At 62.8% G+C, this 21,690-nt stretch carries 19 protein-coding genes; 14 read left to right on the top strand and 5 right to left on the bottom strand.

Translation table 11 applies throughout. The annotated features are described in order from the left end of the window. Positions 1–141: 141 nt before the first annotated feature. The 3 genes from NKH52_RS04025 to NKH52_RS04015 all read right to left on the bottom strand — a co-directional run bounded on the left by NKH52_RS04025 (position 142) and on the right by NKH52_RS04015 (position 3,997). Complete coding sequence (locus NKH52_RS04025; RefSeq protein ID WP_023812481.1) at positions 142–1,134, bottom strand: ABC transporter substrate-binding protein; 993 nt, start codon at positions 1,132–1,134, stop codon at positions 142–144. Between the two features lie 298 nt (positions 1,135–1,432). Then, on the bottom strand, positions 1,433–2,431 hold the full coding sequence (locus NKH52_RS04020) for an aldo/keto reductase (protein ID WP_352728084.1): 999 nt from the start codon (positions 2,429–2,431) through the stop codon (positions 1,433–1,435). A 60-nt stretch (positions 2,432–2,491) separates the two neighbouring features. Then, a complete protein-coding gene (locus tag NKH52_RS04015; RefSeq protein WP_352728086.1) occupies positions 2,492–3,997 on the bottom strand; it encodes a UxaA family hydrolase in 1,506 nt (501 codons plus the stop codon). 226 nt (positions 3,998–4,223) lie between these two features. On the opposite strand from NKH52_RS04015, the gene NKH52_RS04010 reads away from it, so the two are divergent. The 6 genes from NKH52_RS04010 (at position 4,224) to gnd (ending at position 10,166) form a co-directional block, all read left to right on the top strand. Then, positions 4,224–5,126 (top strand): GntR family transcriptional regulator, encoded by a 903-nt coding sequence (locus tag NKH52_RS04010; RefSeq protein WP_352728088.1) that lies wholly within the window; start codon positions 4,224–4,226, stop codon positions 5,124–5,126. A 195-nt stretch (positions 5,127–5,321) separates the two neighbouring features. Then, the gene (locus tag NKH52_RS04005; RefSeq protein ID WP_352728090.1) at positions 5,322–5,678 is read left to right on the top strand and encodes a DUF2946 family protein; all 357 of its coding nucleotides are present in this window, start codon (positions 5,322–5,324) and stop codon (positions 5,676–5,678) included. 97 nt (positions 5,679–5,775) lie between these two features. Further along, complete coding sequence (locus tag NKH52_RS04000; RefSeq protein ID WP_352728092.1) at positions 5,776–6,315, top strand: copper chaperone PCu(A)C; 540 nt, start codon at positions 5,776–5,778, stop codon at positions 6,313–6,315. A gap of 40 nt (positions 6,316–6,355) precedes the next feature. Continuing rightward, entirely contained in the window at positions 6,356–6,874 is a 519-nt protein-coding gene (locus NKH52_RS03995) for a YcnI family copper-binding membrane protein (RefSeq protein ID WP_352728094.1), read from the top strand. An 86-nt stretch (positions 6,875–6,960) separates the two neighbouring features. Further along, the gene (locus tag NKH52_RS03990; RefSeq protein ID WP_502908004.1) at positions 6,961–8,565 is read left to right on the top strand and encodes a copper resistance CopC/CopD family protein; all 1,605 of its coding nucleotides are present in this window, start codon (positions 6,961–6,963) and stop codon (positions 8,563–8,565) included. 173 nt (positions 8,566–8,738) lie between these two features. Beyond that, positions 8,739–10,166 carry an NADP-dependent phosphogluconate dehydrogenase gene (gene gnd / locus NKH52_RS03985; RefSeq protein ID WP_352728097.1) on the top strand — a complete coding sequence of 476 codons (1,428 nt, stop codon included), beginning with the start codon at positions 8,739–8,741 and terminating at the stop codon, positions 10,164–10,166. 9 nt (positions 10,167–10,175) lie between these two features. Here gnd and NKH52_RS03980 read toward each other — a convergent pair whose 3' ends face one another. Next, positions 10,176–11,231, bottom strand: a complete 1,056-nt coding sequence (locus NKH52_RS03980; RefSeq protein ID WP_023812490.1) for a LacI family DNA-binding transcriptional regulator — start codon at positions 11,229–11,231, stop codon at positions 10,176–10,178. Between the two features lie 403 nt (positions 11,232–11,634). On the opposite strand from NKH52_RS03980, the gene NKH52_RS03975 reads away from it, so the two are divergent. The 7 genes from NKH52_RS03975 to mgrA all read left to right on the top strand — a co-directional run bounded on the left by NKH52_RS03975 (position 11,635) and on the right by mgrA (position 19,001). Continuing rightward, complete coding sequence (locus NKH52_RS03975) at positions 11,635–12,873, top strand: ABC transporter substrate-binding protein (RefSeq protein WP_023812491.1); 1,239 nt, start codon at positions 11,635–11,637, stop codon at positions 12,871–12,873. Positions 12,874–12,954: 81 nt separating this feature from the next. Continuing rightward, a complete protein-coding gene (locus NKH52_RS03970; RefSeq protein ID WP_027037757.1) occupies positions 12,955–13,842 on the top strand; it encodes a carbohydrate ABC transporter permease in 888 nt (295 codons plus the stop codon). Continuing rightward, positions 13,839–14,777, top strand: a complete 939-nt coding sequence (locus NKH52_RS03965) for a carbohydrate ABC transporter permease (RefSeq protein WP_352728099.1) — start codon at positions 13,839–13,841, stop codon at positions 14,775–14,777. The genes NKH52_RS03970 and NKH52_RS03965 overlap by 4 nt, the downstream gene beginning before the upstream one ends. A 5-nt stretch (positions 14,778–14,782) precedes the next feature. After that, positions 14,783–15,880, top strand: a complete 1,098-nt coding sequence (locus NKH52_RS03960) for an ABC transporter ATP-binding protein (protein WP_023812494.1) — start codon at positions 14,783–14,785, stop codon at positions 15,878–15,880. A gap of 53 nt (positions 15,881–15,933) precedes the next feature. Then, positions 15,934–16,680 carry a sugar phosphate isomerase/epimerase family protein gene (locus NKH52_RS03955; protein WP_352728101.1) on the top strand — a complete coding sequence of 249 codons (747 nt, stop codon included), beginning with the start codon at positions 15,934–15,936 and terminating at the stop codon, positions 16,678–16,680. An 11-nt stretch (positions 16,681–16,691) separates the two neighbouring features. Continuing rightward, complete coding sequence (locus NKH52_RS03950; RefSeq protein ID WP_352728103.1) at positions 16,692–17,834, top strand: Gfo/Idh/MocA family protein; 1,143 nt, start codon at positions 16,692–16,694, stop codon at positions 17,832–17,834. Positions 17,835–17,954: 120 nt separating this feature from the next. After that, complete coding sequence (mgrA, locus tag NKH52_RS03945) at positions 17,955–19,001, top strand: L-glyceraldehyde 3-phosphate reductase (protein ID WP_023812497.1); 1,047 nt, start codon at positions 17,955–17,957, stop codon at positions 18,999–19,001. Between the two features lie 72 nt (positions 19,002–19,073). Here the strand turns inward: mgrA and NKH52_RS03940 are convergent, their stop codons facing one another. After that, entirely contained in the window at positions 19,074–20,171 is a 1,098-nt protein-coding gene (locus NKH52_RS03940) for a S1 family serine peptidase (RefSeq protein ID WP_352728105.1), read from the bottom strand. 395 nt (positions 20,172–20,566) lie between these two features. On the opposite strand from NKH52_RS03940, the gene NKH52_RS03935 reads away from it, so the two are divergent. After that, positions 20,567–21,661: a trypsin-like serine peptidase gene (locus tag NKH52_RS03935; RefSeq protein WP_352728107.1), complete on the top strand. Its 1,095-nt coding sequence runs from the start codon at positions 20,567–20,569 to the stop codon at positions 21,659–21,661. The last annotated feature ends 29 nt before the right edge of the window (positions 21,662–21,690 follow it).

Raw genomic sequence — 21,690 nt, 5'->3', positions numbered from 1 at the left:
TGGCCTCACGATTGGCACGCGGCGAGGCAAGGATATGCCTCGAAAACAGCCTAGCTCAGGCGTGCGGATTGCCAAGCCGTTTGTGCGGCAGCTTGTGTCTCCGGGGCGAGGTGCCCCGGAGACGATTGCGGATGCGACGGCTCAGAGCTTCGGATTGAGCAGCGCGTCGATCTTGGGGTCTTTCATGTTGTCCTTGGTCACCAGATTGGCGCCGGTGTCGACATTGGCTTCGACCTTCTCGCCTTTGGAGGCGGCGAGTGCGGTCTTGATGCCGTCATAGCCCATCCGGTACGGATCCTGGACGACGAGGGCGGAAATGACGCCGTCGTTGAGGAACTTGATCAGCTTCTCGTCGCTGTCGAAACCGACCAGCGCCAGTTTGCCGCCAAGGCTGTTTTCCGCGACAGCCTGGCCGACGCCCTGCGCCATGATCAGGTTGGAAGCGAAGATGCCCTTGAGGTTCGGGTTGGCGGTGATCAGGTCGGTGGCGATGTTGAGGCCGGTGGTGGCCTGGCCGTCGGCATATTTATCGGCGACCAGCTTGAGGCCCGGATATTTGGCGGCCAGCTGTTCGGTGAAGCCCTGCTTGCGCTGTTCGAGCGAGCCGGCGCCCGGTGCGTTGGTGATCAGGGCGACGTCGCCCTCGATCTTGCCGCCGTTGGCAGCGCCGATGGCGGCTGCGAGGCCGTCGGCGGCGACGCGGCCGCCCTGGACGTTGTCGGTGGTCAGGAACGAGGTGAAAGCCTTGGAGTCGGCGCCGGAGTCGATGCCGATGACCTTGACCTTGGCAGCGGCTTCATCGATCGGCTTGCCAAGCGCCTTGAACTCGGTCGGCGCAATGACGATGGCCGCCGGGTTGCTGGCAACGGCGTTCTCGAGGATCGAGACCTGGCCGTTGACGTCGGTTTCAGCCTGGGCACCGAGTTCCGGCACGTTGACGCCGAGATCCTTGCCAGCCTTGCGGGCGCCGGCCAGAACGATCTGCCAGTAGAACGACGTGGTGTCCTTGACGATGATCGGAATGGTGACGTCCGCCGCCGAAACAGGCGCCGAATGCATAACGCCGGCGAGCATCGAAGCTGCTGCCAGCGCCATGACGGCGCGGCGGTTGAGAATGCTGGTCGCGAATTTCATGAGGTTTCCTCCCTAAAGTCGCCCGGTGAACGTTACGGAAGCTCCGTCCGGATAGGCGTGGCCCAAACAGAACTTTATCAATAAAAAACAATTGCCATTTTGATAATGCATCGAACAGATCGATGCAAGCGGTGTTTGATCAGTCCTTGCGAGGTCTGGCAGAAGCAAATCCACCGCGCTGCTCCCCATTGACGCCGTCACGCTTCCGTTCCGTTCCGGGAATGTATGGAATATTAATTCCAACATTTCGTCAACATGGAATATTCATTCCTTCGTGTGACCGCAAGAATATGAAGTTTCACGCCAGCTCCTGCACCAGCGTGTGGGGACGATATCTGGCGTATTCCGTCTCCGGCACGTCGATGTCGAGCAGTTGGAGGTTACGCGTCAGGTTCGCCAGCTTGGCGGTGCCGGTCAGCACGGTGGCGACGGCAGGTTCATGCAAGGGGAATTGGAACGCTGCGGCGGCGAGCGGATAGCCACCCTCGGCGGCGATCCTTTCCATTGCGCCGACGCGGTCGAGCACGTCATGGCTGGCAGGGCGGTAGTCGAAATGTGCGCCTTGCACCGGTCCGGTCGCCAGGATGCCGGAGTTGAACACGCCGCCAATGACCAAGGAGGTCTGCCGCGCCCGGCATAGGGGCAGCAACTCCGCTTCGGCACTGCGGTCGAGCAAGGAATAGCGGCTGGCGAGCAGGATGCAGTCGAGCGGCGCCTCGCGCATCACGTCCAGACAGATCTGCACCTCGTTGACGCCAAGCCCATAGGCGGAAATGACGCCGGACCGTTTCAGCTCTTCGAGTGCCTTGAGGCCGCCGTCCATCAGGTCGCGAAAGTGCAGCTTGGTCTTCTCGACACCATGGGTGTAGGCGCCGATGTCGTGGACAAACAGGATGTCTATCCTGTTTAGGCCAAGCCGCGCATAGCTGAACTCGACCGACCGCATGATGCCGTCATAGGAATAGTCGTAGTCGAGCGCGAAGGGCAGCGGATCGACATAGGAGTGATCGGGAACCTGGTCTTCCGGCACCGGGCGGAACAGCCGGCCGACCTTGGTGGACAGCACATAGGAATCGCGCGGCTTGTAGCGCAGGAAGTCGCCGAAGCGGCGCTCCGACAGTCCGAAACCGTAAAAGGGTGCGGTGTCGAAATAGCGCAGGCCGGCATCCCAGGCGCCCTGCAGCGTCTCCATCGCCGCTTCGCGCGAACAGGCGCGATAGAGACCGCCAAGTGCGGCGCCGCCGAAGCTGACCTCGGTGACTTCCAGCGCTGTCTGGCCGATGCGGCGCTTTTCCATGCACAACCTCCCCGTTGCCCGCCACTGACCGGCGCGCCGTCTACTTTATATCAGTAAAATCTAAAGTGTTGCGCCCAGATGCCAGGGCACGAACTCGTTGTCGCCGTAGCCGAAGTCCTCGCTCTTGGTCTTGCGGCCGGAAGCCGTCTCGACGATCAGTTCGAAGATCTCGCGACCCATGCCGGCGATGGTCTTTTCACCCGAGGCGATGACGCCGCAATTGACGTCCATGTCCTCCTCCATCTGGTGGTACATCGTCGAGTTGGTGGCGACCTTGATCGACGGCGTCGGACGGCAGCCGAAGCAGGAGCCACGGCCGGTGGTGAAGACGATGACGTTGGCGCCGCCCGCCACCTGGCCGGTCGCCGAAACCGGGTCGTAGCCGGGCGTGTCCATGAACACCAGACCGCTGCCAGTGACTTTTTCGGCGTAGCCGAAGACGCCGTTGAGCGGCGTCTGGCCGCCCTTGGCGACCGCGCCGAGCGACTTCTCCAGGATGGTGGTGAGGCCGCCGCGCTTGTTGCCGGGCGAGGGATTGTTGTCGATCGAGGCGCCGTGCTTGGCGACATGGTCCTCCCACCATTTCACGAAGCCGTCGAGCTTCTGCGCGATCTCCGGCGTTGCCGCGCGGTAGGCAAGCAGATGTTCGGCGCCGTAGATCTCCGTCGTCTCGGAGAGGATGCCGATGCCGCCGACGCCGGCCAGGATGTCGACAGCCGCGCCCAGCGCCGGATTGGCTGTAATGCCCGACATGCCGTCGGAGCCGCCGCATTGCAGGCCGACGACGATCTCGCTGACCGGGATCGGCTCACGCTTCAGCTGGCCGACTTCCTCGGCGATCTCGGCCAGCACGCCCATCGCCTTTTCCACCGATTTGCGCGATCCGCCGGCGTCCTGGATGTTGAAATGGCGCTTGCCGGCAGCGACGCCCTTTTGGCCGTAGAGGGTGAGCTGGTTGACCTCGCAGCCGAGGCCGACCATCAGCACGCCGCCGAAATTCGGGTGGCGGGCGTAGCCGGCGAGTGTACGGTGCAGCACCATCATGCCGTCGCCGGTGCCGCTCATGCCGCAGCCCTGGCCGTGCACGATCGGCACGAAGCCGTCGATGCCGGGATATTTCGGCAAAAGCGTGCGGTTGGCGGTGTCGGCGATGGAATGGCAGACGGTGGCCGAGCAATTGACGCTGGCGACGATGCCGATGAAGTTGCGCGTGCCGGCGCGGCCATCGGCGCGGCGATAGCCCATGAAGGTGCGGGCGCGGTCGGCCTCCGTCGCGTGCTCGGCCTCGCTCGGCGGCACGACCGGCAAGCGGCCGGATTCGAACACCAGATTGTGCGAATGCACGTGCTCGCCCGCCGCAATATCCTGTGTCGCGCGACCGATCGCCTGGGCGTATTTCACCACGGCCTCGCCGGCGGCGATCGGCTTGATCGCCACCTTGTGGCCGGGCTCGATCAACACACTGGCGACGGCACCGCCCGGCAGCGCGGTGCCGATCTCGATGCGGCCGTTGGCGACGGCGACATTGTCGGCGGGGGACAGAAGAATGCAGTTGGAGGCGTTCACGGGCGGTTTCCTGGGTGATCCTGGGTTGCGCGGACGGATTGACACGCGTCTGTTTAGAGATATTGTCTTTTATCGTGAAAAAACAGTTTTGCGTCAATTGTTTTTTCACTGGGGAGTTCCGCATGCCTTGGGTGTTCCGGAAAGCGAATTCGCTTTTCAGGGCCATGGGAACGTCATATCGCGCTTCAAACCGGCCGCGGCAAGCGACGGGTGCAACGGATCAGGGATGTCGAAGAGCAACAACGTCTACAAGGATGCCTACAACCGCTGCCTGCGGCTACTCGACGAAACGCGCAGCCTGCCTTCGGAGCCGGAACTGGGCACCTTGCTTGGCGTCAGCCGGACCACGGTGCGCACCATTCTCGCGCGCATGGAAGAGACCGGGCTGATCGCCTGGAACAAGCGCGCCAAGACGGTGCTGCGCGAACCGCGTCCCGATGATTTCTTCCCCGAGGAGGAGACCGACACGCTGGCCGAGATCATCGAACGGTCGTTCATGCGTCGGCTGCTCGCCGGCGGTGCCGAAGCCGGCATGCAGATCAACGAACTCGAACTGGCGCGTGAGATCGGCGTCGGCACCACCAGCGTGCGCGAGTTCCTGATCCGCTTCTCCCGCTTCGGCCTGATCGAGAAGCGTCGCAACAGCCACTGGGTGCTGAAGGGTTTTACCCGCGCCTTCGCGCTGGAGCTGACCGAAATCCGCGAAATGTTCGAACTACGCTCGGCGGCTGCCTTTGCCGCTTTACCGCAGGACAGCGCGGTCTGGACCGATCTCGACCGCCTGGAAGACGAGCATCGCCAGTTGGCAAACGACATAGCCGCCCGCTTCACCGAATTCTCCGAGCTCGACGAGCGCTTCCACCGGCTCATCCACCGGGCGTCGCGCAACCGCTTCATCGTCGATTTCTACGATGTCATCGCCATGATCTTCCACTATCATTACCAGTGGAACAAGGCGCAGGAACGCGAGCGCAACGAAGTCGCCATCGGTGAGCATCTGGTCTACATAGAGGCGCTGAAATCACGCGATCTCGGCAAGGTCGACGCCGCTTGCCGCAGGCACCTGAAGTCGGCGCGCCAGACATTGCTGACCTCGATCCCGGAGAGCCGGTCGCTGCAAAAATCCTGAGCCGCATCGCGGCTCAGAGTCTCGTTTCAGGCATGTCGTTGTCCCAAAACCGCTATACACTTGGGCGGCATGCATTGAGCCTGCCGCGTTGGCGCCGCGGCGATTTGGCGATTTTCCACCCGCCAGCCCCGTGCTAGGAATGTCGCATTGCTGCGAAGAGGCAGGGCTTTGAGCGTATCGAGGAGACGGTGGAGCATGCCGGTCGCGCTGGTCGCGGCCTATCTGCTGTTGCTCCAGTCGACGCTCGGAGCATTCGCCTTCGGCACCGGTCCCAATGCATCGCAGCTCGACGCCTTCGGCAACGTCATCTGCACCCATGAGGGCGCAACCCAGCTTCCCGGCGACAACCAGCCGCCGTCCCATCTTCCGGCATGCTGCGTGCTCGGCTGCAGCATGGTTTCGGCGGCCTTTGCGCCGCCGCCCGGTGCTGGCCTGGCACTGGGCAGCCTTTCCTTCAAAACGGTCGCCTTTGTTTTTCCGGCGGCCATCCATCTCGACTTTGCGCGTGAGCGCTCGCCGTCGAACCCGCGCGCGCCGCCGCTGACGGCCTGAGCCTGTTTGCCCGGCGGAACCTTTCGTGGGCGTACCCATCCAAAGATCAAACTGCTCGCGACCGGCAACGGCGCGACCTTCACTTCATGGAGCAACCATGTCCTATTTTTCCCCTGACGCCGCGCGTCCCATGCTCGGCGGCATTCTACGCGGCATCGAAGAGCGTGTCGGCATTGCCGTGCTGGCTCTTGCGCTGCTGTTCACAGGCGCCCAGTCCGTCCTCGCGCATGAGTTCAAGGTTGGCGATCTTGAGATTGGCCACCCCTGGTCGCGCGCCACGCCGGCCGGCGCCAAAGTTGCCGGCGGTTATTTCACCATCACCAACAACGGCAGTGCGCCGGACCGGCTGGTGTCGATTTCCTCCGAAGTCTCTGAAAAGGCCGAGCTGCATGAGATGGGCGTCAAGGACGGCGTCATGACCATGCGTCCGGTTGCCGGTGGCCTGGAAATTCCGGCCGGCGGCAAGGTAGCCCTTGCGCCTGGCGGCTATCATTTGATGTTCATCGGCCTGAAGCGGCAACCCAAACAGGGCGAAAAGTTCTCAGCCGTCCTGACCTTCGAAAAGGCCGGCGCCATCAGCGTCGATTTCGCTGTCGAAGGCATGGGCGGTGGCGCCATGGACGATCACGCCAATTGACCGCGCCAGTCGACAAATTTTGAAAATCCGAGGGCCCATCATGAACAAATATCTTTTGTCAGCCGGCGCACTTCTCGCGCTCGGAACCAGTGCTGCCTTCGCGCATGTCACGTTCGAAACCCAGGAGGCGGCGGTCGGCTCGACCTACAAGGCCGTTTTGCGGGTGCCGCATGGCTGCGACGGCAAGGCGACGACCGCCGTGCGCGTGCAGATTCCGGAAGGGGTGATCGCGGTGAAGCCGATGCCGAAGCCTGGCTGGACGCTGCAGGCCAAGAAGGGCAAGTACGACAAATCCTACCAGCTCTACGGTCAGGCGATGACCGACGGGGTCAAGGAGGTCGACTGGAGCGGCGGCAACCTGCCAGATGAATTCTACGACGAGTTCGTCTTCCGCGCGACGCTGACGGCGGATCTCCCTGTCGGCCAGAAGCTTTACTTCCCAGTTGTGCAGGAATGCGATGGGGCCGCCGACCGCTGGATCGAAATCCCGGCAGCCGGCCAGGATGAAGACGCGCTGGAAAGCCCGGCACCCGGCATCAAGCTGCTACCGAAGAAATGATTTTTTGGGCGGCGCGCTCAGACCAGCGCGCCGCTATTCTCCTTGGCGGTGACATGAGCACGACGTCCTTCTTGCAAACGGCTTGCATGACCGGCCGCCGCGCCGGCCGGCTGGTCGTCGGCCTGCTGGCCCTGATCGTGTTTCTTGCCATCATGACCGGGCCAAATCAGGCCTTTGCCCATGCCGCGCTGATCACGACCGATCCGGCCGATGGCGCGGTGCTGGAACAGGGGCCGGTGCAGTTCTCGTTGACCTTCAGCGAGCCGGTCTCGCCTCTGGTCCTGACGCTGGTGAAGCCCGACGGCAAGCCGGTTCCGCTAACGTCATTCCGGCTCAGCAACCAGAGCGTCGAGATCGACAATCCGCAGCCGCTCAAGTCCGGCACGCATGTGCTGAGCTGGCGCATCATCTCCGCCGACGGCCATCCGGTCGGTGGTTCCCTACTGTTCTCCATCGGCGCACCCAGCGCGCCGCCGGCCGTGTCCGAGGCCGCCGACTGGCCGTCGCGGTCGGCCATCTGGCTCGGCAAGGTCTTTCTCTACATCGGCCTTTTTCTCGGCGTCGGCGGCGCTTTCGCCCTCGCCTGGCTGTCCCAAGGTGGCCGCGCCGGACAGCGCTTCGTTGCAGCCGCAATCCTGGGCGGACTTGTCGCGGCGCCCTTGTCGCTTGGGTTGCAGGGGCTTGATGCGCTCGGGGCACCGCTCTCCCATCTGGCACAGGCGGTTATCTGGCGGACCGGACTCGGCACCAGTTTCGGCTGGACGGTGCTGGTCGCGCTGATTGCGCTGGGGCTTGGCCTGCTGTCGCTGGCCGGCCCCCGCGCCACCGCCAAACCATTTGCGCTGGCCGGCCTGGCCGGGGTTGGGATTGCCCTTGCCGCCAGCGGCCATGCCAGTGCCGCCGAACCGCAATGGCTGACACGGCCGATGGTGTTCCTGCACGGCGTCGGCATCGCGTTGTGGGCCGGCGCATTGGTCCCACTCGGGCTGGCGCTGAAGGGGCAATCGGCGGGGGCCACGCCATTCCTGCGGCGGTTTTCTTGGGCGATCCTGCCGGTGGTGGCCGTGCTTGCCTCTGCCGGCATCGTGCTTGCCGTCATCCAGGTGCAAACACCGTTGGCGCTGGTCGACACCGCCTATGGAAGGCTGCTGTTGATCAAGCTCGGGCTGCTGGTCTTTCTGTTCACGCTCGCCGCCGTCAACCGCTGGAAACTCACGGCATCGGCCGAGGCGGGATCGACGGAAGTTCAACGCAGGTTGGTCCGCTCGATCGGCGTCGAGATGTTGATCGTGTTGGCGATTTTCGGCGTTGCCGCGGGCTGGCGCTTCACGCCGCCGCCACGAGCCCTCGCGATTGCGGCAGCGCAACCGGTGTCGGTCCATATCCACGCGCTGAAAGCGATGGCCGATCTCAGCATCACGCCGGGCCATGCCGGCCCGGTCGTTGCCTCGATGTTCATCATGAGCGGCGATTTCGGCCTGCTCGACGCCAAGGAGGTGACGCTTGTGCTGTCAAAACCCGATTCCGGCATCGAGCCGCTGAAGCGCGCTGCGAGCAAGCCCGGCGACGGCAGTTGGCGTGTCGACAACCTCGTCATCCCGGTGCCGGGCCGGTGGACGGTGCGCATCGACATACTGGTCTCGGACTTCGAGATGGTGAAGATCGAAGCGCCTGTCGACATCAGGCCGTAAAGCCAGACCTGCACGAGCTTGGCCGGCCATCCGCGCAACACAATTCGGCGAGGCGGTTGACGCGGCCCGAAAGGCCCGTCAATCATCACGTGAAGAATGGCATCCCGTGAAGAATGGGCATCCCCGCAAATCGCGGGCTCGAACCAACAAGATCCGAAAGCAGGGAAGAAACGATGGAAAATGCCGAAATCGGCCTGATCGGCCTTGGCACGATGGGCTCCAATCTGGCGCTCAACATCGCCGAGCACGGGCACCGCATCGCTGTCTTCAACCGCACCAGGGCGCGCACGGACGCTTTCATCGAGAATGCCGGCGCGCTCAGGGACATGGTCGTGCCCTGCTACAGCCTGGAAGAGCTTGCCGCCGCGATCCGGCCGCCGCGCCCGATCATCATCATGGTGCTGGCCGGCATGCCGGTCGACGAACAGATCGCGGCTCTGCGCGGCGTGCTGTCGGCCAACGACATCGTCATCGACGCCGGCAACGCCAATTTCCGCGATACGATGCGGCGCTTCTCCGAGCTTTCCAGCTCGGACCTCACCTTCATCGGTATGGGCGTGTCCGGCGGTGAGGAGGGCGCGCGCCATGGGCCGTCGATCATGGTCGGCGGCACGGAGGACTCCTGGAAGCGCGTCGAGAAGGTGCTGACGGCGATCTCCGCCAAGTTCAAGGACGAGCCCTGCGCGGCATGGCTCGGCACCGACGGCGCCGGACATTTCGTCAAGACCATCCATAACGGCATCGAATATGCCGACATGCAGATGATCGCGGAGATCTACGGCATCCTGCGCGACGGCTTGGGCATGGACCCGAAAGAGATCGGCACGGTGTTTGCCAACTGGAACAAGGGCCGGCTCAATTCCTACCTGATCGAGATCACCGCCAAGGTGCTGGCATCAGACGATCCGAAGACCGGCAAGCCGGTGGTCGACATCATCCTTGATCGCGCCGGCCAGAAGGGCACCGGCAAATGGTCGGTCATCGAGGCGCAACAACTCGGCATCCCGGCCACCGCGATCGAAGCGGCGGTGGCGGCGCGCGTTCTGTCGTCGATCAAGGACGAGCGGCTGGCGGCGGAAAAGGCCTATGGCAGCGCCGGCGTGACGAAGATTTCCGGCGACAAGGACGAATTGCTGCATGATCTCGAACTGGCGCTGTTCGCCGGCAAGATCGCCGCCTACGCCCAAGGTTTTGCGGTGATGAGCGGCGCCTCCAAGGAATTCAACTGGAACCTGCCGATGCCGACCATCGCCAGGATCTGGCGCGCCGGCTGCATCATCCGCTCGCAGATGCTAGACACCATGGCGGAGGCCTTCAGCAAGGGCAGCGCCTCGACCAACCTCCTGATGGCCCCGGCCTTCATCGCGCTGATGCAGGAAGCGCATCCGTCGCTGCGGCGCATCGTGGCGAGGGCTTCGGAGGCCGGCTCGCCGGTTCCGGCGCTGTCTTCCGCACTTGCCTATTTCGACAGCTACCGCCAGGGCCGCGGCACCTCGAACCTGATCCAGGCGCAGCGCGACTTTTTCGGCGCGCACGGCTTCGAGCGTATCGACGACAAAGGCGCGTTCCATGGGCCGTGGGGAAGCGGTGCGGCTGGTTAACCCAAGGGCCTAAACGGAAACCGGCGGGCTGAACGCCCGAACCTCGCTGGTGGCGACCAGGCGCTGCAACGAGCCGGGTGCGGCGCCGCCGATCCAGCCGAGCACGGAGCGGGCGAGATCGGAGCCGGCCAGGCGGAAGTTCTCGTTGACGACGAGCAATTCCGGCCGGAACAGGTGCAACAGGTCGGACGACTGCTTGGACACGACATCGACGTCGCGGCCAAGCTTGAGGCCGGCATCCTCGATGCCGGCGACGATCGCCAGTGTCGCGGCGGCAGCGCTGCTGACGAAGCCGTCCGGCCTGTTCTCGCGGCGCATCACCTGCGCGGTTCTGGTCCTGATCTGCTCGATCGTGTGATCGATGGAAACGGTGTTGAACGGAATTTCGCTGGCTCCGACCTCGCTTAGCGCATCGGCAAAGCCGTTTAGCGTGTGGCCATAATAGGTCAGCCCGGGCGGCGGCGACAGAAGCGCCAGCTTGTGCCTGCCCATGCTCGCCAGGCGGCGCACGGCTTCCATCGCGAAAACATGGTTGTCGAAGTCATGGTAGGGATGGACGAGGCCCATGTCGGTGCGCCCATGCGTGGCAAAGGGCATGCCGTGCTCGAGCATGTAGCGGGCGCGCGGATCGTTCGGTTGGGTGCGCGAAATGATGACTCCGTCGGCCGAGCCGGTCTCGACGAGATAGCGGATCGGCTCCATCGGATCCTGCGAGCGGGAATAGGGCGTGACGATCAGGTGATAGGGCGTTTCGGCGAGCACTTCCGAAACGCCGTAGATGATGTCCGAGACGAAGCTCATGATCTCGCGGTCGGTGTTGAGCACGAGGCTGATGACATTGGTCCTGCCGGTGCGCAGACGCACGCCGGCGCGGTTCGGCCGGTAGCCGATCTGCTTGGCGACCAGCTGGACGCGACGCCTGGTTTCGGCGCCGATTTCCGGGGCATCCTTCAAGGCGCGTGACACGGTGGTGACGCCGAGCCCGGTCATGAAGGCAAGCGTCTTCAACGTCGGCCGTCCCTGCGCCGAGGTCTCCCCGTTCTTGTCCGTACGCTGTCTGTCCATTCGTCCCGCCCGTCAGGCGCATAGCAGCCGCGAGCCATGTCGGCAATCGCCGCCATAGCGGTACGATATGCGTTCCAGCCCCGGCAAAGCCTCAATATACTGAAACGTTACAGATTGCCATATCGAGTTACATGTCCCTCGCCACGAGGTGGATGGTTCTTTTGCGAAACGCATTGGGATTCCAGTAGAAATCGCCTCTGCCGCCGCCTTTTGCCCGTATCAGGTGGCATTTCGGTGTTTGCGCCGCAGCAAACTATGCTGCAATGCATGGGAAGCGCGATCATTCATGCGAATTTGTTCGCGGCCCGAAAAAATATCGAGGGCGGTTCGTTGATGGGTTGCGCAGCCCGCGCAATTGCCGTATCGAAAATCTGTAACGTTTCAGATTCTGGGAGGAGCCGAAATGCGATACAAACTTTTGACCGCTGCGCTGGCAGCGACGGCCGCGTTGCAGTTTGCCGGCCAGGCGGCCGCGACGGACCTGGAAGTCACCCATTGGTGGACGTCGGGCGGCGAGGCGGCGGCGGTTGCGGAACTTGCCAAGGCATTCGATGCGACCGGCAACCACTGGGTGGATGGCGCCATTGCCGGCTCCGGCGGCACGGCGCGGCCAATCATGATCAGCCGCATCACCGGTGGCGATCCGATGGGCGCCACGCAGTTCAACCATGGCCGGCAGGCGGAGGAACTGGTGCAGGCCGGCCTGATGCGCGACCTCACCGACGTCGCCACCAAGGGCAAGTGGACTGATGTCGTCCGGCCGAAGAGCCTGCTCGACGGCTGCACCATCGACGGCAAGATCTACTGCGTGCCCGTCAACATCCATTCCTGGCAGTGGCTGTGGCTGTCCAACGAAGCCTTCGCGAAGGCCGGCGTGCCGTTGCCGAAGGACTGGAATGAATTCGTGGCGGCAGCGCCGGCGCTGGAAAAGGCCGGCATCATCCCGCTCGCCGTCGGCGGTCAGGCCTGGCAATCCTCCGGTGCCTTCGACGTCCTGCTTGCGGCTGTGGGCGGCACGGACACGTTCCTCAAGGTCTACAAGGACAAGGATGCCAAGTTCGCCGCCGGGCCCGAAGTCGCCAAGGTCTTCAAGGCCGCGGACGATGCCCGCAAGATGGCGAAGAACACCAATGTGCAGGACTGGAACCAGGCGACCAACCTGGTCATCACCGGCAAGGCCGCTGGCCAGATCATGGGCGACTGGGCGCAGGGCGAGTTCCAGGTTGCCGGTAAGACCGCCGGCAAGGATTATACCTGCCTGCCGGGCCTTGGGCTGAACGAGGTGATAGCCACGGGCGGCGACGCCTTCTATTTCCCGCTGCTCAAGGATGCCGACAAGAGCAAGGCGCAGGAGGTGCTGGCCGAGACGCTGCTCGATCCCAAGACGCAGGTTGCCTTCAATCTGAAGAAGGGTTCCCTGCCGGTGCGCGGCGACGTCGATCTCAATGCGGCCAACGACTGCATGAAGAAGGGCCTCGCCATCCTTGCCAAGGGCGCCGTCATGCCGTGGACGGACCAGCTGCTTTCACAGGACACCCAGAAACAGAAGGAAGACCTTTTCGCCGAATTCTTCGCCAAGCCGGAACTGACCATCGAAGACGCGCAGAAGCGCTTCGCCGACCTCATCGCTTCGGCGGACTGACGCTGGAGGCAACCCGCCTCATTCCCGGCCTTGCGAATGCAGGGCCGGGAATGCACCGCCCTTACCCAGCCGGCTGACGAGATGAGCAAGAGCGAACGCCCCAACCTTCTGTTCCGCAACCTCAATGCGAAGGTCGCCTCGATCCCGATGATCCTCACCGCCATGGTGGTTTTCGTCGGCGGCACCGTTTGGACGGTGCTCTATTCCTTCACCAATTCGAAGCTCCTGCCGCGCCTGAATTTCGTCGGGCTCGACCAGTATTACCGCCTGTGGGCGGCGCCGCGCTGGCTGATCTCGATCGAGAACCTGTTGATCTACGGCGCGATCTCGCTGGTGTTCTCGCTGGTCATCGGCTTCCTGCTTGCAGCACTTCTCGATCAGAAGATCCGCTTCGAAGACACGTTCCGCACGATCTTCCTCTATCCTTTCGCGCTCTCCTTCATCGTCACCGGCCTGGTCTGGCAGTGGTTGCTCAATCCGGATTTCGGCATCCAGCATGTCGTGCGGGACTTGGGCTGGACGAGCTTCAGCTTCGACCCGCTCTACAATTCCAGCATCGTCATCTACGGCATATCGATCGCTGCGCTGTGGCAAGGCACCGGGCTCATCATGTGCCTGATGCTGGCCGGCCTGCGCGGTATCGACGAAGACATCTGGAAGGCGGCGCGCGTGGATGGGATCCCGATGTGGAAGACCTATCTGTTCATCGTCATCCCGATGATGCGGCCGGTCTTCATCACCACGCTCGTCATCATCGCTTCCGGCATCGTCAAGGTCTATGACCTGGTCGTGGCCCAGACCAGCGGCGGCCCGGGCATCGCCTCCGAAGTGCCGGCCAAATACGTCTACGACTATATGTTCTTCGCCCAGAACCTCGGCCAGGGTTTTGCCGCCTCGACCATGATGCTGCTCTCGGTGGTGATCGTCATCGTGCCTTGGGCCTATCTCGAGTTCGGGCGACGCAAATGAGCATTGCAGACATCACCGCTCAAGCAAGGACTGCCGCCGGCGCGCGCCAGGACATCGCCGGGCCCTACGGTCCAAAGCCGCGCCGCATGATTTCGCGCCGCAACGTCTTCCTCTACGGCACATTGTTCGTCATGGCGGTCTACTACCTCTTGCCGCTCTATGTCATGGTCGTCACCTCGCTCAAGGGCATGCCGGAGATCCGGCTCGGCAACATCTTCTCACCGCCGCTCGAGATCACCTTCGAGCCGTGGGTCAAGGCGTGGTCAACGGCCTGCACCGGCCTTAACTGCGACGGGCTCTCGCGCGGTTTCTGGAATTCGGTGCGGATCACCGTGCCGTCGGTGCTGCTGTCGATCGCCATCGCCTCGGTGAATGGTTATGCACTGGCCAATTGGCGCTTCAAGGGCGCCGATACGTTCTTCATCATCCTGATCGTCGGCGCCTTCATTCCCTACCAGGTGATGATCTATCCGATCGTCATCATCCTGCGCGAAATCGGCCTCTACGGCAGCCTCAGCGGGCTGGTGATCGTCCATTCTATTTTCGGCATGCCGATCCTGACGCTGCTGTTCCGCAATTATTTCGCATCGATGCCGGAAGAGCTGTTCCGGGCGGCACGCGTCGACGGCGCCGGCTTCTGGGGCATCTTCCTGCGCATCATGCTGCCGATGTCGCTGCCGATCTTCGTCGTCGCCATCATCCTGCAGGTGACCGGCATCTGGAACGACTTCCTGTTCGGCGTCGTCTACACCCGCCCCGACACCTATCCGATGACGGTGCAGCTCAACAACATCGTCAATTCGGTGCAAGGCGTGAAGGAGTACAACGTCAATATGGCCGCAACCATCCTGACCGGGCTTGTGCCGCTCATCGTCTACTTCATTTCCGGCAAGCTTTTCGTACGCGGCATCGCCGCCGGCGCGGTGAAGGGGTGACGGCGATGACGGCAGCCAACGATACCAGCGTTTCGATCCAGGACCTGTCGCTGAATTTCGGCGCGGTGACCGTCCTGGAGACGCTCAATCTCGATGTCGCCGATGGCGAGTTCATCGTGCTGCTCGGGCCGTCCGGCTGCGGCAAGTCGACCTTGCTCAACTGCATTGCCGGCCTGCTCGATGTCTCCGAAGGCCGCATCTTCATCAAGGGCAAGAACGTCACCTGGGAAGAGCCCAAGGACCGCGGCATCGGCATGGTGTTCCAGTCCTATGCGCTCTATCCGCAAATGACGGTGGAGAAGAACCTGTCCTTTGGGCTGCGTGTCGCCGGCACGCCAAGAGAAGAGATCGCCAAGCGGATCGCGCGGGCGGCTGAAATCCTGCAGATCGAGCCGCTGCTGCAGCGTAAGCCGGCCGCACTTTCCGGCGGCCAGCGCCAGCGCGTCGCCATCGGACGGGCGCTGGTGCGCGATGTCGACGTGTTCCTGTTCGACGAGCCGCTGTCCAATCTCGATGCCAAGCTGCGCGCCGAACTGCGCGTCGAGATCAAGCTGCTGCATCGCAAGCTGCAGAACACCATGATCTACGTCACCCACGACCAGATCGAGGCGATGACGCTGGCCGACCGTATCGCGGTGATGAAGGGCGGCGTCATCCAGCAGCTCGATGCGCCGCAGACCATCTACAACCGTCCGGTCAACCGCTTCGTCGCCGGCTTCCTCGGCTCGCCCGCAATGAACTTCGTCGATGGCCGTCTGGAAGACGCGGACGGCGGCTGGCGGTTCGCGGCCGAGGATATCAAGATCCCGCTCGGCACTTACGACTTTGCCAAGCCTCCGGCTCCCGGCCCCGTCACATTCGGTATCAGGCCCGAGCATGTCAGCCTGAACAGTGGCACCGGCTGGCCGTTCTCGATAGCCGCCAATGTCGAGGTGGTCGAACCCATGGGCTCCGACACGCTGGTCTGGCTGAAGCTTGCCCAGCAGAATTTCAGCGTCCGGGTGACCTCGGAACGCACGCCCAAGAACGACGAGGCGGTGACGCTTGGCTTCGATCCGATGCGCGCTTCGCTTTTCGACACCGCAACCGGCACACGCATCTAGCTTCCGAGAACCAACCTTCCAACGACAATCCCCAAGCGAAACGGACAGAGACGATGAATTGGTCATTCCAACTTTACAGCGCCCGCAATTTCCAACCCTGGGACGGTGTGCTCGCCATGCTCGGCAAGCTCGGCTACGCCCAGGTCGAAGGTTTTGGCGGCGTCTATGATGATCCCGGGGCATTCCGTGCCGAGCTCGACAAGAACGGGCTTGCCATGCCGACTGGGCACTTCTCGATCGATGCGCTCGAGAACGATTTCGACGGCGTGCGCAGAACCGCCGACGCACTCGGTATCACGCTGCTCATCTGCCCTTTCCTGATGCCCGACCAGCGGCCATCCGACGCCGCCGGCTGGAGCGGCTTTGGTGAGCGTCTGGCAAAGGTCGGCGACGCCGCGAAAAAGGCTGGCTACGGCTTTGCCTGGCACAACCATGATTTCGAGTTCAAGAAACTTGCCGACGGATCGGTGCCGCAGGACCACATCCTGTCATCCGCGCCCGATGTCAGCTGGGAGATGGACGTTGCCTGGGTGGTGCGCGGCGGCGATGATCCGTTGCCGTGGATCGAGAAACACGGCAAGCGCATCAGTGCCGTCCACGTCAAGGACATGGCCAAGCCCGGCGAGGGGCTGGATGAGGATGGCTGGTCGGATGTCGGCCATGGCACCATCGACTGGGCCGGTCTGATCAAGGTGCTGCGTGCCAAGAGTGCTGCCCAATACTACGTCATGGAACAGGACAACCCCAACGACATCGAGCGTTTCGCCCGCCGCTCCATCGCAGCCGCCAAAACCTATTAGGAGCAATCAGCATGGCAAAGAAACTTGGCATCGGCGTCATCGGCTGCGGCAACATCTCGAAAGCGTATTTTTCGCTGGCGCCGCTGTTTCGCGGCATCGAGATGCGTGCCTGCGCCGACATCAACATGGAGGCGGCCAGGGCTCGGGCGAAGGAGTTCAAGCTGCGCGCCGAGACCGTCGAAGACCTGCTCAAGGCCGACGACATCGACATCATCGTCAACCTGACCATCCCGGCGGTGCATTATGAGGTGTCGAAGCAGATACTCGACGCCGGCAAGCACGTCTATTCGGAAAAACCGTTCGTGCTGTCGGTCAAGGAAGGGCTCGACCTTAAGAAGCGGGCGCAGAAAAAGGGTCTTCGGATCGGCTCGGCGCCAGACACTTTCCTCGGCGGCGCGCATCAACTGGTGCGCAACCTGATCGACACCGGCAAGCTTGGCAAGGTCACGAGTGGTACCTGTCATGTCATGGGCCACGGCATGGAGCATTGGCACCCCAATCCGGATTTCTTCTTCCAGCCGGGCGCCGGTCCCGTGCTCGATATCGGGCCTTACTACATCACCAATCTGATCCAGCTGATCGGACCGGTGAAACAGGTCGCGGCCTTCGCGACGACGCCGGCCAAGGAGCGGACGATCAGTTCAAAGCCGCGCGCGGGTGAAAAGATACCGGTCAACACGCCGACGACCATCCATGGGCTGCTGGAGTTCGAGAACGGCGCCGTTATCACGCTCAACACCAGCTGGGACGTCTGGGCTCACGGCCACGCGCCGATGGAACTCTATGGCGAGACAGGCACGGTGTTCGTGCCGGATCCGAATTTCTTCGGCGGTGACGTTCGCTTCACCGACGCGGCCAAGCCGGTCAAGAAGCTGCCGAACTGGCCGCATCCGTTCGGCGTGCCCAATGAGATGCATTCGCAAGGCATGATGGCCAACTACCGCACATCAGGCCTCGCCGACATGGCGGTGGCGATCACGGAAGGCCGGCCGCATCGCTGTTCCATGGAACTGGCGCTGCACGCCGTCGACGTGATGACCGGCCTGTTGCGCTCCGGCGAAACCGGCAAGTTCGTCGCCATGCAGACCACCTGCGAACGGCCGGCGGCACTTGGCGTCAAGGAAGCCAAGGCGCTTTTGGCGAAGAAGAAATAGGCAGCACACCTCAACCCTCTCCCCGTTTCGACGGAGAGGGGGTAAGGGTGAGGGGCAGAGCCAACTCGCCGCGTTGTCGCGATGCAGCCGACCGGCTCGTTTCCATTTGAGGATTTTCCGATGCCCTACACGCCTGCCGAAAACCGCTATGAAAAGATGATCTACAACCGCTGTGGCCGCTCTGGCCTGAAGCTGCCGGCGATCTCGCTGGGGTTGTGGCATAATTTCGGCAACGACACGCCGCACAAGACCAAGCAGGCGATCGCGCGCAAGGCCTTCGACCTCGGCATCACGCATTTCGACCTTGCCAACAATTACGGTCCGCCGCCCGGTTCTGCCGAGACTGCCTTCGGTGAAATCCTGCGCACCGACTTCGCCGCCTACCGCGACGAACTGATCATCTCGACGAAGGCCGGCTACGAAATGTGGGCCGGTCCCTACGGCGAATGGGGCGGGCGCAAATACATTCTGGCCAGCCTCGACCAGAGCCTGAAGCGCATGGGGCTCGACTATGTCGATATCTTCTATTCGCACCGTTTCGACCCCGACACGCCGCTGGAAGAAACGATGGGTGCGCTCGACCATGCCGTGCGCTCGGGCAAGGCGCTCTATGCCGGCATCTCGTCCTACAATTCGCAGCGCACGCGCGAGGCCGCCGATATATTGAAGCAGCTTGGCACGCCTTGCGTCATCCACCAGCCGAGCTATTCGATGCTGAACCGCTGGGTGGAGGAAGACGGCCTGCTCGACACGCTCGAAGGGCTCGGTGTCGGCTCCATCGTGTTCTCGCCGCTGGCGCAAGGCATGCTGACCAACAAGTATCTCGGCGGCATTCCGGACGGCAGCCGTGCTTCCCAGGGCAAGTCGCTGAAGACAGCCTTCATCAACGACAAGACCATCGCCAACATCAAGGCGCTCGACGCCATCGCCAGCAAGCGTGGGCAGACGCTGGCGCAGATGGCGCTGGCCTGGGTGCTGCGCAAGGGCAGGGTGACCTCGGCGCTGATCGGTGCCAGCCGGCCGGAGCAGGTCGAGGACTGCGTCGGCGCGCTCAAGGTGCTCGACTTCAGCGATGCCGAACTCGCCGAGATCGATACCTACGCCCGGGAGTCCGATATCAATCTGTGGGCAGCTTCGGCCGAGCGCAAAGGCCCGCCGCGAAAATAAACCACTCAAGCCGGCAAAATAAGAGCGGCGGGCACTCCCGCCGTTTTTCATGGGAAGCCAAATGGCCGCGGTTCAGGGCGTTTTCGGTTTCTGCGCCGTGCCGAGTCCCGCCTTGGGTTTGGCAGGCGCCGGAGCAGAGCTTTTCATCTTCGCCTCGATCCAGCCGGTGTAGTTGGCCAGCCGCGTGTAGATGCCGTAGGCGTCCTTGTGGCCGCAGGCCGCACTGCCGTCAGCCGGGCCTTCGCCCCAGCTGACGACGCCGATTTGGACCGGGCCTTCGGCACCGGTCATGAACAGCGGGCCGCCACTGTCGCCGTTGCAGGCATCGCGCACGCCGCTGGTGGTGCCGGCGCAGATCATGTTGCCGGTCAGCGGGTCGGTCATGTCGGCGGCGATCGCATTGGCCGCCGCGTCGATGCCTTTTTCCGAATAGCGCATACGGCGGGACAGATCACCGAGCGCTGCCTTCAGATCACGCGCATAGATGGCCTTGATGCCGCTGTTGCAGGCCTGGTTGGGCTGCAGGTCGAGATCGACAACCATCAGCGTGGTCGGGAAGGTGCCATCCTGCATCTTGCCCCAGCCGGTGACCGTCGTTTTGCCTGTCTCGGGCGTTGCGTCATGGGTGACCTTGATGGCCGGCGCATCGGCCGGTTCGGCAAGCCGGAGCAGGCCGATGTCGTTGTCGAGGGTCTGTTCGCTGTAGCTTTCGTTGACGATGACCTCCACCACCTTGTGGCGCTTGCCCTCGCTGAGATCGGTTGCACCGGTCAGCACGGTGACGCTCTCAGGCGAAACCGGCTGGCCCTTGTCGTTGAGGCAGTGTGCTGCCGTCAGCACCCATTCAGGCGCGATCAGGCTGCCGCCGCAGAATTGGGCGTTGGCCTGCGATGCCGGATTCTCGTCCAGCCTGCCGGTGGTGAGCAGCGCGACCTGGAACGGGTAGGCTCCCCTTTCGGCCTGGTTGCCGCCATAGACGCGGTCGGCCGGGTCGGGGTTCTCCGCCGCTGCAATCGCCCTGGCTTCCGTCACGCGCTTCATTGGCGAGACCGCTGCCTCCGGTCGGGCGACCGCTTCGTCGGCCTGGGTGAAATTGGCTGCCGCAAGGGCGGCCGCGATGCCGAGCAGCGATGCGGCGGCGATCGGCCTGAACCGATGGATGATGTTCATCTGAAGCCCTCCTGATATGTTCCCGAGCGGACCAGCCCCAGCGCATGATCAACAAAGCAAGCCTCAGACTGATGGTCAGGCCGCGCAGCTTTTGTTGTAGCAGCACGGCAGGGACACCAAGTCAGGCACTGCTTCGCTTATCGCGTTCCTGTGCAGACCCCGCTCAAAACCCTATAGCCCCCCACGGGCTATGTGGAAGCTAATTGTCATTCCAATGTTGTATTAATTTAGGCAATATATCCGCGCCGGTGTCTTTGGCGGGGCTTTGACCGACAGCATAGGCGATGGTCATATTTCAAGTGCGGTAACCAAACTCCTTTTTCGACCCCACCACGATCTCGACAATATTTCTGTATTTTGATCCAGTCCTTGCTGACTTTTGGGAGAGTCTCACCATGACAAAACTGACAAACGCACTCATTGCGTCCGCATTGCTTTCCACCGCAATGTGGACGGTTCCGGTTTTCGCCGCCGATCCTGGTTCCGCCAGTGCCGGCAATGGCGAAAGCGCGCGCGACGTGACTTCAGGCGACTACAAGCCCGGGCGGGCAAAGCCAATCGCGCCACCGAAGCTGACCGACGAAGACAGCCGCGCCGCGCCGCTTGCCGACGAGGCAACGGCTGTCAAATCCTACGGCATCGTCGGACGTTCCGCCGATGGCAAGGAGATCAAGATCGAGCCGAGCCAAGCGTTGCGGGAGCTTATCATCAAGGAACTGAACGCTCCGGCCACTGGAAAAGACGGGGCTGAGCGCAAGACCGAGGATCCGGACCTCGGCGAAGGCGAAGCCGGCCGTCAGGTTTTCGGCACCGACGATCGCGAGCAGGTCAAGAACACCAAGACCTATCCATTCTCGGCAATCGGCTATCTCGAAGCCAAATCGCCGAAGACGGGCAGCTTCGGCAGCTGTTCGGCAACGCTGATCGGCCCGCGCACGGTGCTCACCGCCGCGCACTGCCTCTACAGTCATGAGGACAAGGATTGGCTCTCCGACTATCTGTTCGTGCCGGGGCTCAACGGCAGCACGGCCGACGACGCACCGTTCGGCGCCTTCGCCTTCGAAAGCGCCTATGTGTTGCAAGGCTTCATCGACAACTACCAGGGTTATTACGGGTCGGTCCTGCTGTGGGATCTCGGCATCGTCACGCTGAAGCAGGACGTCGGCACCAATCTCGGCTGGCTGGGCTATGCCAACTATGAGGATCTCGGCGACTTCACCGCCAATCTCGTCGGCTATCCCGGCGACAAGCCGATGGGCACGATGTGGAAGGCAAACTGCGAAGTGCACGCCGAAAACATCGCGCCGGAATATTTCCAGTACGACTGCGATACGTTCCCAGGGTCGAGCGGCAGCTCGGTCTATGCCTACGACAACAAGGCCAAGCAGCGCATCGTCACCGGTGTCAACGTGGCGGAAAGCCCCGACGCGAACACCGCCGTGCGCCTGAATGCTGCCAACGTCCAGTGGATCAACAGCCTGTATAAGTAATCGCTGCGCATTCGCGGTGGAGACAAAGG

Origin of the sequence: Mesorhizobium sp. M1066 (assembly GCF_040318635.1) — a bacterium.
In the GTDB taxonomy this organism is placed as follows: domain Bacteria; phylum Pseudomonadota; class Alphaproteobacteria; order Rhizobiales; family Rhizobiaceae; genus Mesorhizobium.
Note: the sequence above shows the minus strand (reverse complement) of the source record. Positions and strands in the feature narration are given on the sequence as shown.

Coding starts and splice junctions, on each gene's coding strand:
- NKH52_RS04025 (WP_023812481.1), bottom strand. CDS start 1,134: ATGAAATTCGCGACCAGCATTCTCAACCGCCGCGCCGTCATGGCGCTG.
- NKH52_RS04020 (WP_352728084.1), bottom strand. CDS start 2,431: ATGGAAAAGCGCCGCATCGGCCAGACAGCGCTGGAAGTCACCGAGGTC.
- NKH52_RS04010 (WP_352728088.1), top strand. CDS start 4,224: ATGTCGAAGAGCAACAACGTCTACAAGGATGCCTACAACCGCTGCCTG.
- NKH52_RS04005 (WP_352728090.1), top strand. CDS start 5,322: ATGCCGGTCGCGCTGGTCGCGGCCTATCTGCTGTTGCTCCAGTCGACG.
- NKH52_RS04000 (WP_352728092.1), top strand. CDS start 5,776: ATGTCCTATTTTTCCCCTGACGCCGCGCGTCCCATGCTCGGCGGCATT.
- NKH52_RS03995 (WP_352728094.1), top strand. CDS start 6,356: ATGAACAAATATCTTTTGTCAGCCGGCGCACTTCTCGCGCTCGGAACC.
- NKH52_RS03990 (WP_502908004.1), top strand. CDS start 6,961: ATGACCGGCCGCCGCGCCGGCCGGCTGGTCGTCGGCCTGCTGGCCCTG.
- gnd (WP_352728097.1), top strand. CDS start 8,739: ATGGAAAATGCCGAAATCGGCCTGATCGGCCTTGGCACGATGGGCTCC.
- NKH52_RS03980 (WP_023812490.1), bottom strand. CDS start 11,231: ATGGACAGACAGCGTACGGACAAGAACGGGGAGACCTCGGCGCAGGGA.
- NKH52_RS03975 (WP_023812491.1), top strand. CDS start 11,635: ATGCGATACAAACTTTTGACCGCTGCGCTGGCAGCGACGGCCGCGTTG.
- NKH52_RS03970 (WP_027037757.1), top strand. CDS start 12,955: ATGAGCAAGAGCGAACGCCCCAACCTTCTGTTCCGCAACCTCAATGCG.
- NKH52_RS03965 (WP_352728099.1), top strand. CDS start 13,839: ATGAGCATTGCAGACATCACCGCTCAAGCAAGGACTGCCGCCGGCGCG.
- NKH52_RS03960 (WP_023812494.1), top strand. CDS start 14,783: ATGACGGCAGCCAACGATACCAGCGTTTCGATCCAGGACCTGTCGCTG.
- NKH52_RS03955 (WP_352728101.1), top strand. CDS start 15,934: ATGAATTGGTCATTCCAACTTTACAGCGCCCGCAATTTCCAACCCTGG.
- NKH52_RS03950 (WP_352728103.1), top strand. CDS start 16,692: ATGGCAAAGAAACTTGGCATCGGCGTCATCGGCTGCGGCAACATCTCG.
- mgrA (WP_023812497.1), top strand. CDS start 17,955: ATGCCCTACACGCCTGCCGAAAACCGCTATGAAAAGATGATCTACAAC.
- NKH52_RS03940 (WP_352728105.1), bottom strand. CDS start 20,171: ATGAACATCATCCATCGGTTCAGGCCGATCGCCGCCGCATCGCTGCTC.
- NKH52_RS03935 (WP_352728107.1), top strand. CDS start 20,567: ATGACAAAACTGACAAACGCACTCATTGCGTCCGCATTGCTTTCCACC.